The organism is Phytoplasma sp., from assembly GCF_035187685.1.
GTDB lineage: Bacteria > Bacillota_I > Bacilli_A > Acholeplasmatales > Acholeplasmataceae > Phytoplasma.
On record NZ_CP131022.1, the window covers coordinates 284,399 to 298,442 of the forward strand.

At 23.2% G+C, this 14,044-nt stretch carries 13 protein-coding genes and 1 tRNA gene; 12 read left to right on the forward strand and 2 right to left on the reverse strand.

The genetic code is table 11. The features are described from left to right. Window positions 1–2 precede the first annotated feature (2 nt). The 8 genes from metK to Q2306_RS01365 all read left to right on the forward strand — a co-directional run bounded on the left by metK (window position 3) and on the right by Q2306_RS01365 (window position 7,322). Entirely contained in the window at window positions 3–1,145 is a 1,143-nt protein-coding gene (gene metK / locus Q2306_RS01330; protein WP_323847514.1) for a methionine adenosyltransferase, read from the forward strand. 85 nt (window positions 1,146–1,230) lie between these two features. Next, window positions 1,231–2,667 carry a proline--tRNA ligase gene (gene proS / locus Q2306_RS01335; RefSeq protein WP_323847515.1) on the forward strand — a complete coding sequence of 479 codons (1,437 nt, stop codon included), beginning with the start codon at window positions 1,231–1,233 and terminating at the stop codon, window positions 2,665–2,667. A 105-nt stretch (window positions 2,668–2,772) separates the two neighbouring features. Further along, the gene (der, locus tag Q2306_RS01340) at window positions 2,773–4,092 is read left to right on the forward strand and encodes a ribosome biogenesis GTPase Der (protein WP_323847516.1); all 1,320 of its coding nucleotides are present in this window, start codon (window positions 2,773–2,775) and stop codon (window positions 4,090–4,092) included. Then, on the forward strand, window positions 4,092–5,078 hold the full coding sequence (locus Q2306_RS01345; protein WP_323847517.1) for an NAD(P)H-dependent glycerol-3-phosphate dehydrogenase: 987 nt from the start codon (window positions 4,092–4,094) through the stop codon (window positions 5,076–5,078). Before der ends, Q2306_RS01345 begins: the two co-directional genes overlap by 1 nt. A gap of 125 nt (window positions 5,079–5,203) precedes the next feature. Next, entirely contained in the window at window positions 5,204–5,503 is a 300-nt protein-coding gene (locus Q2306_RS01350) for an HU family DNA-binding protein (protein WP_323847518.1), read from the forward strand. Between the two features lie 287 nt (window positions 5,504–5,790). Continuing rightward, the gene (gene rpmG, locus Q2306_RS01355; protein ID WP_323847519.1) at window positions 5,791–5,940 is read left to right on the forward strand and encodes a 50S ribosomal protein L33; all 150 of its coding nucleotides are present in this window, start codon (window positions 5,791–5,793) and stop codon (window positions 5,938–5,940) included. Between the two features lie 7 nt (window positions 5,941–5,947). Further along, complete coding sequence (locus tag Q2306_RS01360; RefSeq protein WP_323847520.1) at window positions 5,948–7,219, forward strand: aminopeptidase P N-terminal domain-containing protein; 1,272 nt, start codon at window positions 5,948–5,950, stop codon at window positions 7,217–7,219. A gap of 29 nt (window positions 7,220–7,248) precedes the next feature. Then, window positions 7,249–7,322: transfer RNA gene (locus tag Q2306_RS01365), tRNA-Cys, on the forward strand. A 125-nt stretch (window positions 7,323–7,447) separates the two neighbouring features. On the opposite strand, the gene plsY is transcribed toward Q2306_RS01365, so the two are convergent. Further along, on the reverse strand, window positions 7,448–8,053 hold the full coding sequence (gene plsY, locus Q2306_RS01370) for a glycerol-3-phosphate 1-O-acyltransferase PlsY (RefSeq protein WP_323847947.1): 606 nt from the start codon (window positions 8,051–8,053) through the stop codon (window positions 7,448–7,450). A gap of 2,338 nt (window positions 8,054–10,391) precedes the next feature. Between plsY and Q2306_RS01375 the strand changes: the two genes are divergently transcribed. Together Q2306_RS01375 and Q2306_RS01380 are read left to right on the forward strand one after the other, a co-directional pair. Then, on the forward strand, window positions 10,392–11,033 hold the full coding sequence (locus Q2306_RS01375) for a superoxide dismutase (RefSeq protein WP_323847521.1): 642 nt from the start codon (window positions 10,392–10,394) through the stop codon (window positions 11,031–11,033). A 32-nt stretch (window positions 11,034–11,065) separates the two neighbouring features. Further along, window positions 11,066–11,491 (forward strand): transcription antitermination protein NusB, encoded by a 426-nt coding sequence (locus Q2306_RS01380; protein WP_323847522.1) that lies wholly within the window; start codon window positions 11,066–11,068, stop codon window positions 11,489–11,491. A gap of 4 nt (window positions 11,492–11,495) precedes the next feature. Here the strand turns inward: Q2306_RS01380 and Q2306_RS01385 are convergent, their stop codons facing one another. Then, complete coding sequence (locus Q2306_RS01385; RefSeq protein WP_323847523.1) at window positions 11,496–11,693, reverse strand: hypothetical protein; 198 nt, start codon at window positions 11,691–11,693, stop codon at window positions 11,496–11,498. 150 nt (window positions 11,694–11,843) lie between these two features. Between Q2306_RS01385 and Q2306_RS01390 the strand changes: the two genes are divergently transcribed. Continuing rightward, window positions 11,844–13,079 (forward strand): DEAD/DEAH box helicase, encoded by a 1,236-nt coding sequence (locus Q2306_RS01390; protein WP_323847524.1) that lies wholly within the window; start codon window positions 11,844–11,846, stop codon window positions 13,077–13,079. After that, complete coding sequence (locus tag Q2306_RS01395; protein WP_323847525.1) at window positions 13,076–13,945, forward strand: deoxyribonuclease IV; 870 nt, start codon at window positions 13,076–13,078, stop codon at window positions 13,943–13,945. The genes Q2306_RS01390 and Q2306_RS01395 overlap by 4 nt, the downstream gene beginning before the upstream one ends. Window positions 13,946–14,044 lie beyond the last annotated feature (99 nt).

Below are 14,044 nucleotides of genomic sequence, written 5' to 3' on the forward strand. Positions count from 1 at the left end.
TAATGAAAAAATTTAGTAGTGAATCAGTTACCAAAGGACATCCTGATAAAATAGCAGATCAAATTTCGGATGCTTTGTTAGATTATTTTTTACAACACGATCCTGAATCTAAAGTAGCAATTGAAACAGCAGTAACAAAACAAAAAGTTATTGTTTTTGGTGAAATTAAAACTTCTTTTAAAATATGTTCTGAAAAAATTGAAGAAATTATTCGACAAGTTATTCAAGAAATAGGATATGATAATGAAAAAGAGAACTTTTGTTACCATAAATTATCTATTTTAAACTTAATTCATGAGCAATCAACTGAATTAACACAAATTGTTAGTAAAGGTGCAGGAGATCAAGGTTTAATGTTTGGTTACGCCACAAACGAAACACATCTTTTGTTGCCTTTAAATTTTTTTTTAGTTAGAAATTTATCTTTAAAATTAACTGAAGTTAGAGAAAATAAAGTTTTACCTTTTTTAAGACCAGATGGTAAAACTCAAATTACTTTAGTTTATGATGATCAAAATAAACCTCTTTATATAGATTCTATTGTTATTTCTGCTCAACATACAGAAAATATTACTCAAGAATTTTTACAAAAAAAAATTTTAAAATATATTATCGAACCAACAATTGATCCACGTTGGATAAATAAAAAAACTAATTTTTATATTAACCCTTCTAAAAGTTTTATTATTGGAGGTCCTTCAGCTGATGCAGGATTAACAGGAAGAAAAATTATTCAAGATGCTTATGGTAGTGAAGTTCGTCATGGTGGTGGTTGTTTTAGTGGTAAAGATCCCTCTAAAGTTGACAGAAGTGGTGCTTATATGGCTAGGTATTTAGCTAAAAATATTGTCGCTTCTGGTTTATGTGATAAATGTGAAATTCAAATCTCTTATGTTATTGGTTTATTTAAACCTGTTAGTGTTTTTATAAATGCTTTTGGTACTAATAAAATACCAGAATCTTTAATTCTTGAAAAGATTGAAAAAAATTTTGATTTGAGCCCACAAGGTATAATTAAAAAATTAAATTTAAAAAAACCTTTGTTTCAAATAACTTCGCGTGAAGGACATTTCGGACGTAATGATGATATATTTTCTTGGGAAATATTAGATCAAGTTTCTCTTTTTTCTAAATTATTGAAATAAAAAGTTTTCTTTTGAATTTTAATTTTTTTGATATTATTTTTTAATTAATTGTGCTATAAATAGTAAAAAAGGACTTTATTTTAATATGAAAAATTCTAAATTAGTTTCTAAATTAGTTAAAGAAATAACTCCTCGCGAAATTAATTTTGGTAGATGGTATAAAGAAATTTGTTTAAAAGCAGAATTACTAGATTATTCAGATATTAAAGGTTTTTTTATTTATTTACCTTATGGGTATAATATGTGGGAATCAATTAGAAATTTTGTTGATAAAAAATTAAAAAAAACTAATCATCAAAATGTTTATTTTCCTTTGGTATTTACTGAAAATTTATTTCAAAAAGAACAAGAACATATTGAAGGATTTTCTCCTGAAACTGTAATGATTGAAGAAGTAAATAATGAAAAGTTACCAGAAAAAATAATTTTACGACCGACTTCAGAAGTATTATTCGCTCGATATTATTCTAAAAAAATATTTTCTTATCGTGATTTACCTAAATTATTTAACCAATGGTGTAATGTTGTACGTTGGGAAAAAACTAACAAACCTTTTTTAAGAAGTAAAGAGTTTTTGTGGCAAGAAGGGCATACAGTTCATGCTACAAAAGAAGAAGCTATAAAAGAAACCGTTTCTATATTGAATTTATATAAAAAATTAGGTAAAGAACTTTTAGCTATTCCTTTTATTTCAGGTAAAAAAACAGATTTAGAAAAATTTAAAGGTGCTGAATGGACTTATTCTATAGAAGCTTTGATGCACGATAAACAAGCTCTTCAAGCTGGTACTTCCCATTATTTAGGAACTAAATTTTCCAAAAAATTTAACATTAAATTTCAAGATCATAATTTACAAACGCAATTTGCGGAACAAACTTCTTGGGGGATTTCTACAAGATTAATAGGAGCTATTATTATGATTCATGGAGACGACGAAGGTTTGGTTTTACCTCCTTATATTGCTCCTATTCAAATAGTTATTATTCCGATTCAAATTCATAACTCAGAAGTTTTAAACAAAGCTAATGAATTATATAAAAAATTATCTAAAAAATATAGAGTTGTTTTAGACAATCAAAATAAAAATATTGGGTTTAAATTTAGTCATTACGAATTAAAAGGAATCCCTTTAAGAATTGAATTAGGTTTAAGAGATTTGCAAGAAAATAAACTGACATTATTTACAAGATATAATTTTGAAAAACAAACAATTGAAGAAAAAAAATTATTAAAAGAAATCCCTGTTTTATTAAAAACAATTCATACAGAAATGTTTCAAAAGGCTTTGAATTTTTTGAATCAAAATATATTTGAAGCGAAAACTTATGAAGATTTTAAACAAAATATTATAAACATAGGTTATATTAAAATGAGCGTACATGAGAATGAAGCAGAAAAAATTATAAAAGATGATACAGGAGCAACAGCGAGAGTTATTGTTTCTCAAAAATTAATCACTAAAATATGTCCTGTAACTAAAAAAAAAGCTAATCAAACTATTTTATTTGCTAGAGCTTATTAATTTTTTATTTTGTTCCAATCAAATAAATCACTTTATGAAAGAATTATAAAAAAATATAGAAATTATTTAACTATATTTAGACATTGTCGATAATAAGAGTAAAATATGAAATTCAAAGTAGCTATCATAGGTAGACCTAATGTAGGAAAATCAAGTTTATTTAATCGTATTTTGAATAAAAGATTAGCAATTGTTTATGAAGAAGCAGGAACAACTAAAGATCGCATTTATGCTGAAGCTGTATGGCTTAATCAAAAATTTTTTATCATTGATACAGGCGGAATTACTTTTGATGATGTTCCTTTGATGATACAAATTAAATATCAAACTGAATTAGCTATTTCTGAATGTCATTTAATTATTTGGGTTACTGATGGGCAAACTAGATTGTTAGAAGAAGAATTAGAAATAACTAAACTTTTACATTCTAGTAATAAAAACGTTATTATAGCAGTTAATAAAATAGATAATGTGAATTTATACGAAAATGTTTATGATTTTTATTCTTTAGGTTTTAAAGATATCATCGGTATTAGTACACAACATGGGATTGGTATCGGAAAATTGTTAGATAAAGTTGTTTCTTATTTACCTCGTTCTAAAGAAATTACTAACAATGAGATAGAAGATTTAAAATTTTCTTTAGTTGGTCGTACTAATGTTGGTAAATCTACTTTAACTAACTCTTTGTTATCCGAAGACAGAATGATTGTTTCTGATATTCCAGGAACAACAACAGACGCCGTTGATACTATTTTTAACAGAAATAATAAAAGATATCATATAATAGATACTGCTGGAATTAGAAAAAAAAAGAAAATTTATGAAACGCATGAAAAATATAGCTTTTTAAGAGCTTTAGATGCTATCGAAAGAAGTGATATTGTTTGTTTTTTATTAGATATAAGTCAAAAAATTACTGAACAAGATAGAAATATTGCTTCTTTGATTTTTAATTATTCTAAACCTTGTATTATTGTTTTTAATAAATGGGATTTATTAGAAGAAAACGAAAAATATATTAAACAATTTGAAAATCTTATAAGAACAGAGTTTAGATTTTTAAATTATGTGCCTTTTGTGTTTGTGTCTGCTCAATATAACAAAAGAATTCATACTTTATTTGAAATGTTAAATAAAGTTTTTGAAAATTATAAACAAAAGTTTTCTTCTCATGTGTTAAATGATATTTTAAATGAAGCTACTCAAATCAATCCTCCTTCTTTTTTTAATCAAGGAAAAGCTAAATTTTATTATTTAAAACAAACAGCAACTAAATGTCCAGAATTTCTTTGTTTAGTTAATGATCCGAAATTTATTCATTTTTCTTATGAAAGATTCTTAAAAAATCAATTAAGACTAAATTTAGAACTAACTGGAATACCTCTAAAAATAGTTTTTAAAAAGAAAGAAGTTTTTTTGTAATGGAGAAAATTACTATTATTGGCGGTGGCGCTTGGGGCGCAACTTTAGCTCAAGTTTTAACAGATAATAAAAACGAAGTATTAATTTATGATAATAATTTTGAATATATTCAACAAATCAATAAACAAAAACATCCTTTTTTTGATATTGTATTGTCTGAAAAAATTCAAGCTACTGATTCTTTAGATAAAGCACTTAATTATTCTGATTTCATTTGTTTAGCTATCCCGGCTCAAAATATGAGACATTTATTCAAAAAAATTAATCAAAATTTAACTGTTCCAAAAAACTTTATTAATGTTTCTAAAGGGATCGAATTTCAAAGTAATAAACTTATTTGTCAAATTATTAAAGAAGAAATAAATGAAAATAAAATAAAAAATTATGCTTTTCTTGTAGGACCTTCGCATGCAGAAGAAGTTATTTTAAGAAAAATTACTTTTTTAATGGTTTCTTCTTTGAATCAAGAATTTGCTTTGAATATTGCACGAATATTTTCTAATCCACGATATTTAAAAGTAACTGTTTCTAATGATGTATTAGGATGTGAAATTTGTGCTTCTTTTAAAAATGCTTTAGCTTTAGTTAGTGGTCTTTTAGATGATGGTATTAATTTTGCTCATAATGCTCGTTCAGCATTTATTACTTTTGGAATTTTTGAAATGAAAAAAATTTTAATTTCATTTTCTAATTCTATTTCTGATGATACTGTTTTAAGTTTAGCAGGATTAGGTGATTTATCAGTTACTGTTTTTAATGAAAATTCTCGTAACTATCAAGCTGGCAAAAAAATTCAAATGGGTCAAACTTTAAATCAAATTTATGAACAATCTAATCAAGTTATTGAAGGTATTTATAATTTAAAAGTTTTTTATCATTTAGCTATTCAAAATAAAATTAATTTACCTATTATTAAAAGTGCTTATCAAATAGTTTTTAACAACAAACCTATTAGTAATATTTTATTAAATCTTTTAGAAAAATAACCAAATAAATAATAAAATTGTTTTATTCTATTAATTTATGTTGATAATATTATTTTTTATGTTAGAATTTTATTAGTTTTATATAAAAAATTTAAAATTAATGAAAAATAGGAGATTATAAAACAATGAATAAATTAAAATTGATTAGTAAAATATCTGAAGAATTAGGAGTTAAAAAAGATCAAATAGAGACATTTTTAATTTCCTTAAATAAAATAGTAGTGGAAAGTTTAAAAGAAGAAAAAGAAAATAATCCAGATGCTAAAGTAATTAAAGTAATTGTTGGTGATTTAGGAGCAGTTCATTTAAAACATAGAAAAGAAAGAATTTGTAAAGTACCTAAAAGTGAAAAAGTTTTAACTATTCCAGCACAAGATGTACCAGTTTTTAAAATTAGTAAAAAAGTTAAAGATTCTTTTAAATAAAAAAATATTTTTTTCTAATTATATATTTTAAAAAATAATTAATTATTATGATTTTAAACGCAGATATTTATGTTAATTAAACAAATAAAAAGTGAATGTGCCAAAAGATTTTATTTATAATTTGTTTATCCAAATACAAAAAGTCATTTATAATATCTTTTGGTTTTTTAAAATTAAAATTATTAAATGTTTATTTAATAAAAATAATATTTTTGAAAATAAATTATTATATGAATTTATTATAATTAATTTTGTAAAATACTGTAAATAATAAAAAAGGTTTAAAAATGAATAATTTAGTAAAATTAATTTGTACAGAATGTGGCAGAGAAAATTATCATACTTCTAAAAATAAGAAAAAAACTCCTGGACGTTTAGAATTCCAAAAATATTGCCCTTTTTTACGTAAACATACTCTTCATAGAGAAAAAAAATAAAAAAATTGTGAGTTTTAATAAAATGCTTTCTTTTTATAAAAAAAATCGTTCTTTAGTTTTTGCTAATATGAACAAAGGCAGTATTGCTTTGTTTTTTTCTAATCCAAGTAATTTTGTGCTAAATATGAATTTTGAATTGGATAAGAATTTTTACTATTTGACAGGAATAGAAGAAAATAATGTTGCTTTGATACTTATTAAAAGTATCCGTGGTCATGAAGAGACTTTTTTGTTTTTAAAGCCTAATGATTTATTAAAACAAAAATGGGATGGAGAAAATTTAACTTTTGAACAAGCATCAAAATTAACTTCTATTCCTTTATCAAATTGCTTAGATATAAATTTTATAGATTCTTTTTTATTTAATTGTTTAAATGCTTTACAAAATTCTAAATACAGTTTTATTGATAATTTTTATTTAGATTTATCTAAAAAAAATATAAATGATTTTGAAAATTTATATTTATCTAAAGCTAATTATATTCAAAAAAATTATCCTTATGTCAAAATTTTTGATATTTGTCGTTTTTTATCAAAAATGAGAACTATTAAAAATGAACAAGAAATTGATTTTATAAAAAAAGCCATTGCTTTTAATGATAAAGCTTTGAGAGAAATAGCTCAAATGTTAAAAACAGGTATGTATGAATATCAAATAACATCTTTTTATAATTATTTTTTAGCAAATCATGCTCTTCGTCCTTCTTTTAATGCTATTGTAGCTTCTGGAAAAAATGCTACTATTTTACATTATAATAAACAAAAAAGCCGAATTAAAGCTAATGATTTAGTTTTGTTAGATTTAGGTGTTAATTATAATAATTACTCTTCTGATATTTCAGTTTGTTTTCCTGCCGACGGAAAATTTACTTTTCAACAAAAAACTATTTATAATATAGTTTTAGAAGCTAATAGAAAAATTATTGAATGGATTAAACCAGGGTATACTTTTGCACAAATGAATAAATATGGCAAAGAAATTTTAACTAAACGTTTACGAGCAAATAGTTTTTTAGGCGAAAATGAAACAATAGAAAAATATTGTTATCACGGGTTAGGGCATTATTTAGGTTTAGAAGTGCACGATGTCGGAAATATTTACGAACCTATCCCAAATAATAGTGTTATTACAGTTGAACCTGGTTTATATTTTGAAGAATTTAATTTAGGAATTAGAATTGAAGATAATATTTTAATTCGAAATAGTGGTAATATAAATTTAACTGAAAATATTCCTAGAAAAATAGAAGATATCGAAAATTTAATGCAAAAAGAATAATCTTTTCTTTTTTACAAAGAAATTCTCAAGGCCCTGTAGCCAAGTGGTAAGGCATGGCTCTGCAAAAGCTTGATCGGCGGTTCAAATCCGTCCAGGGCCTCCAAAATTGATTTTTAATTGATTTTTATAACAAAAAAGTATTTTAATAAAATGTTATCTATTTAAAGTGTAAATCGAAAACGTAATTAGATACATTTTTTTAAAATATTTTTTTAATATAATAGAAAATTATTTTTTTTTGTTAAAATAAAATTTATTTTCTTTTCTTTTTATTAAATTTTTAATATTATTAGTATGTTTTATAAAAATCATAATAGTAATGATTAAAACTATTAATAGTTGAGAAACTTTAATAGTTTTTGGGCCTTCGTCAATATAATACCAAATCCATAAAAAAATATTAATTATTGAAGTAGCCAAAATAGAAGATAAAGAAGCGTATCCTGAAATTCTAACAAAAATAACAAAAAAAATAATTCCTGAGATGCCAATATAAGGATTGATAACTGTTATAAAACCTACGGAAGTAGCTATCGCTTTCCCTCCTTTAAATCGATTGAAAACAGAAAACATATTACCTATAATCACTAATAAACCACTGATAAAAAAAGTTTCTTTGTCTTTTATAGCTAATAAACAAAAACCTTTGCAAAAATCTAATATAAAAATTATTAAACCATATTTGAAACCTAAAACTCTAACTGCATTTGTAGAACCTATATTTTTAGAACCTAACAAACGTAAATCTTTATTTTGGAATAACTTACTTACTATTAATCCTACAGGGATAGAACCAAACAAATAAAATAAAAAATAGGTAATTATATTGATTATAATTTGGGACATTTTTTCTTTACCTTTTGTTATATAAATTTCAAGACATTTTTTATATATTTTGAGACATATAATATATTTTATATGTTTGTGATATGATTCGAAAAAGTTACATATTGATTATAACTTTTTTTTGTAATTTTAATTCATTTTAATAATAAAAAATATTGAAATTATATTTTTATTGAGTTCCAAAATATAGAACCGCTAGAAAGTCTTTAATTAAGTCAAATTGTTTATTAAAAAAAAAAAAAAGATTTTTTTGCTAAAAACTTAATTTTAAAAAATAATTTAGTTAGAAAAATTTTTTTAGATAGAAACTAAATTATCGTAATAGATTCATTGTGTTTTGGTTATTTAAAATGGGGACTTTTCGCGCACCACCCCGTACAAAAGTAATTTTCCAATCATACCGAGGTTTTAAATTTCTAGCTTATAATTTGTAACTGCTTTAATTTTGTCGAAAGTTTAGAATTTTTTTGAGTTGATTCAATCGTTAACATCAAGTTAACCACCTTTCTTCATCCAAAATTAAAGCACGAAATTTAATTCTCCTTTCGCCCTATATCATGTTTTCCATGACTTCTTGGTTGGGCAATTATCTTAGTATATTCCAATCTAAGTTTTACTCTAACGACTACTATGGTTCTGTTTTTTTCTTGAGACCATAAACTTAATTATGTTTTCCTTACGGAGAGTCTTTTAGGAAGATGAAAGTTACTCTTATTAATTACGTGAACTCTTTTTAGGTACGCCAACCTTGGCTTTAACTAATTATTACTAATTATGTAGATTAACATCGTTTAGCTAGGTAGGGTCAAGAAGGGTTGGTATTAAAACCAGACAGATTTTATCTTAAAATCCGAAATAATTAAATTAGATATCTAATCCATCTAATTTATCCCTTCTTGCAAATCTTTATCAGTTATTTCCAACTCGGTTTTAACATTACTTTATTTTGTGCACTTAGGCTTTTTTCAAGGTTTTCTATATGATTCTTTGTTCTTGTAAGGTCATTGTCAGGTAGTAATTTCCCCTCAACTAACTTCTTTTATCTGCTGTAACCTTCTATTCTTTCGTTTAGGAGGTCCGAGAAAATAACTTGTGCGTTATTATCCAGCGCCCCAGTTTATTATGCTGGAATTAATTAGGTTTCTCTTTGGCTCTTATGTGGATTTGTTATATTTTTAATATAAACTACAAACAAACTGATATAACGATAAATATCGAGAATTTATGAGAATGATGAAAATTATTTTTAGAACTTTATTTATAATTGATTTTACTTTCTATATTTTTATTTTGTCGAAAATGGTGTTTTCATAATAATTGGTTAGTTGAATATTCTTATTCCTCGTTGTTAATTAAAATTTGATGTGTTTTTCTTTATTTTTTTCGGGAAATAGATTATTTTGACTAAATTTTATGAATAATTATATTTACGAATGTGTTTAACTTTTTTGGTCCTTTTTTAATAAAATGTTTTATTTTCCTTGTTTTTATTGTTGGTTTTGCTCATATAGTGAACGGTTTTGTTGTCCCGGGCAGTAACAAATTTGTTTATATAAATTGTAATTTTTCATAAAAATTAATTTTTTTTTGGATTTTGGTTGCCAGAGTTGTATTGAGTATATTTTGTTTTGTTGTCTTTTTTAGGGTGGAAGTTTGAGATGTATTCGATTGTTTTGCCTGTCGTTTTTAAAAAATCAGTTTTTTTGATTATGTTTTCTTTTTGAGGGTAGAATTTGGAGATGTGGTTTATTTTTTTGTTGTAGTTGTGTTTAAATGGTAATTATATAGATTAAATTTTTTGATTTTGGTTTTCAACGTATTCACTTGGGTTATTTTGTATTTCTTTTTCGGAAAACATAAAATATTAACATACAATTAATAATATAATAGATATTAAGATTACGACAATAACAAAAGTAATTGTTTTTGATTTGGATTTTGTGGTTTATAAATTTGGTTCATAATTTAATTTTTACTGTTTATTGTAATATTTTTTTTTTTTTTTGATATAAATCGTCTTTTTTAAATAAAAAAACCAATTAAAGTCTTTTCAGAGTTAATAATTTTTAATTTTTAAAATATAATTTTATCTAAAATTCATTATAGTTTAGATTTAAGGCTATTTTTATTCTTATATTATAAAATTTGAAATTAATCCAAATTTTTATAATTGTTTTTTATAAATTTTTCGCAAAATATTTTAAATTTTTTAATATTATTTTTTTATATAGTAATTAAGTGTTATAATTTTAATTGAATTAAGTTTTTTAGATAATAATAAAATAATTAATTGTAAAATTTTTAAAAAAAGGATATATTTGTGATTATGTTAAAAAATTTATTTAAATTACCAGAGTTAAATTATTCCTACGATGCTTTAGAGCCATTTATAGATGCTAAAACAATGGAGATACATCATACTAAACATCATCAAACTTATATTAATAATTTAAATGCAGCTTTAAATAAACATCAAATTTTAAATAAAGATTTAGATTTTTTATTAAAAAATATAATTTTTTTGCCTTCAGATATTAGACAAATAGTTTTAAATAATGGAGGAGGCCATTTTAATCATTCTTTTTTTTGGACTCTTTTAAAATTAAATACAAATTGTAATTCTTCTTTTGAAATATGCCATCTAATTAATAAAACCTTCAGAAATTTAGAAAATTTTAAAGAAGAATTCGGGATAAAAGCTAAAAATGTGTTTGGTAGCGGTTGGACTTGGCTAATTTGTGATTTTCAAAATAATTTAAAAATAATTAATACTCCAAATCAAAATACAGTTTTAGAGATGGGACATCCTCTTTTAGGATTAGATTTATGGGAACATGCTTATTACTTAAGTTATCAAAATCGTCGCCCAGATTATATCGAAGCTTTTTATAATGTTATAAATTGGCTTCAAGTTGAAAAATATTTACAAGAAGCACTTTTAACTAATTTATCTTTAAATTCTAAATAGAATAGGTTGTTCTCTTGGAAAAGAATTCTTTTATGTTGCCAAAAAATTTTAGAAAATTAAGATTAGAAATTATGACTAGTTTATATCAATATGATTTTTATCAAGAGGAATTGAGCAATCAAAATTTTAATGAAGTTAAAAATATTTTGATTTTAGAACATATTATCGAAAATATTTGTTTAATTGATAAAATTATTAATAAAAACTTATATGGTTATGGTATAAATAGATTAAATAAAGTTGATAAAGCAATTATTCGTTTAGCTACGTTAGAATTATTAGAAAAACAAAATTCCCATCAAATAATTATTAATGAAGCTATCGAATTAAGTAAAGAATATTCTACTTTAAGTGATGGAAAGCAATATAAATTTAATAATAAACTTTTACATTTGATTTATGAAGATATTCAAAAAAACAAATATAAAACAAACGAGCTTTGTAAAAGCTCGTTTTAAATTATTAAACTATATTTGATAAATTTTTATAAATAAATGTGATAATTTCTTTTATAGCTAAAATAAACGGCACTAACAAAATTATAATTAGCATTATAAAAAAAATTTTTTGCATTAAAGATGTTTTCTTTTTAGGGAAATTATTATAATACATTTTTTTGTTAGATTTTTTATTTTTTGGAAAATCTATTTTTTTTTTCATTTGGGAAGACCTCATTTTTTTATAGAATTTGACTATTTGCGATTTATATTGATTAATTTAAAAAAAAATAATAAAAAAATTCTTTAAACTTATATATATTATATAAAAAAAGAATGTTTTAAATCATTTTTTTAAATAAAAGGATTGAACATGGAAAATTATATTAAACAAAAATTAAAACAATTAAAATTCGAACAAATAACACCTATCCAAAAAGAAGTATTTGCTAATTTTAAGCAACCTTATCATTTAGTTGGAAGTGCTCCAACAGGAACAGGCAAAACTCATGCTTATTTATTGCCTGTTTTAAGTCAAATTGATTGGAATCTAAATGTTATTCAAGCAGTTATTGTTGTTCCGACTAATGAATTAGTTTTTCAAGTTTTTAAAATGTTAAAGGAATTAGAACAAAGAAATTCACAAGTTAAAATTTTTTATGGTGGTATGGATAAACAAAAGATTTCTAAAAGTTTAGAAAAAAATCAACCCCCTTTGATTATAACTACTTTGAATAAATTAAATGAATATACAGTTGTTTTAAAAAAACTTAATATTTATAAATCTTCTTTTTTAATTTTAGACGAAGCGGATGCTTTATTTGATCAAAATTCTTTGTATACATTGGATGTATTATTATCAAAATGGAAACCTAAAATTTTATTATTTTCAGCTTCCATCACTAATAACATGAATACTTTTATCCAAAAATATTTTGGTAAATCTTTATTTTTAGATGTTCATTCGCAACAAAAATTAAATATTAAATATTATCTTTTACAAAGTTCTTTGCAAAAGCGTTTAAATGATTTGAAACATTTTATGAAAAATTTAAATCCTTTTTCTGCTTTGATTTTTTTTTCCAAAAAAACAGAACAATTAAAAATATATAACGAGTTAAAAAGCAATAATTTTAATGTTTTAAATTTTTCTTCTGATTTGTTAGTTAAAAAGAGAAAATATTTGATGACAGAAATTAAAAAAATGAAATATCAATATATTTTAGCTAGTGATTTAGCAGCTAGAGGTTTAGATTTAGATATTCAATGGGTTATTCATTATGATTTGCCTTCGAAAAATTTAGAATTTTTTCAACATCGCAGCGGTAGAACAGGTAGAATGGGAAAAGAAGGCAACGTAATTCTTTTTTATGATGAAAAAGAAGAACTTTCTTTAATTAAAATTAAAAAAAATTATGGTATTTGTTTTAACAAAATAATGTTAACTGAAAATGGTTTTCGTGAAATAAAAACTGATATAGATAAAAACAAGAATAATTCATTGTCCGATCTCAAAAAAAAGAAAAATATTTATTCTAGTAAAAAAAGAAATTTATCGATTCAACATAAATATAAAAAACATATTCCTTTGAAAAGGAACAAAAAATGATTAAAATAGGTAGCCACGTATCTTTTAAAAACCCTGGGTTTTATTTAGATGCTGTTAAACAAGCTTTATCTTTCGGTTCTAACACTTTTATGATTTATACAGGAGCTCCTCAAAATACTAAAAGAGTTAATATAACAAATACTTATTTAAATGAAGCCTTACAAGAAATACAAAAGACAAATATTAATTTAAATGATTTAGTAGGTCATGCACCTTATATCATTAATTTAGCTAATGTGTTTTCTGAAAAAAGAAATTTTGCTATTTCTTTTTTAACTGAAGAAATGAAAAGATTTGATCAATTAAAAATTCCCCAAATGGTCTTACATCCGGGCAATGCTTTGCAAAAAACCAAAAAAGAAGCAATTCAATTGATTGCTTCCGGAATTAATCAAATTTTAACAAATACACATTCTTTACAAATAAAAATAACTTTAGAAACTATGGCTGGGAAAGGAACAGAAATCGGTTCAACTTTTCAAGAATTAAAAGAAATTATTAATTTAATAAATTGTAAAGATAGAATAGGTATTTGTTTTGATACTTGTCATGTGTTCGATGCTGGTTACGATATTAAACATAATTTTGATCAAGTTATATCTGAATTCGATCATATTATTGGTTTAAAATATTTAACTGTTTTGCATATCAATGATTCTAAGAATAATTTAGGTAGTAAAAAAGATCGTCATGAAAATATTGGTTATGGTTGTATAGGTTTTGAAGCTTTAATTAAAATTATTTATTATTCGACATTATCTCATCTACCTAAAATTTTAGAGACTCCTTTTATCCAGGATTTTCCTATTTATACAGAAGAAATAATAATGATAAAAAAGAAAACATTTAATCCTTATTTAAAATAATCATTATTAAAAAAAACAGATTATAAATTTTAATTATTTTAGAATTAATAATATACAAAATATTAAAATAAGATTAAAATTAAAAATCCAAAATAATAT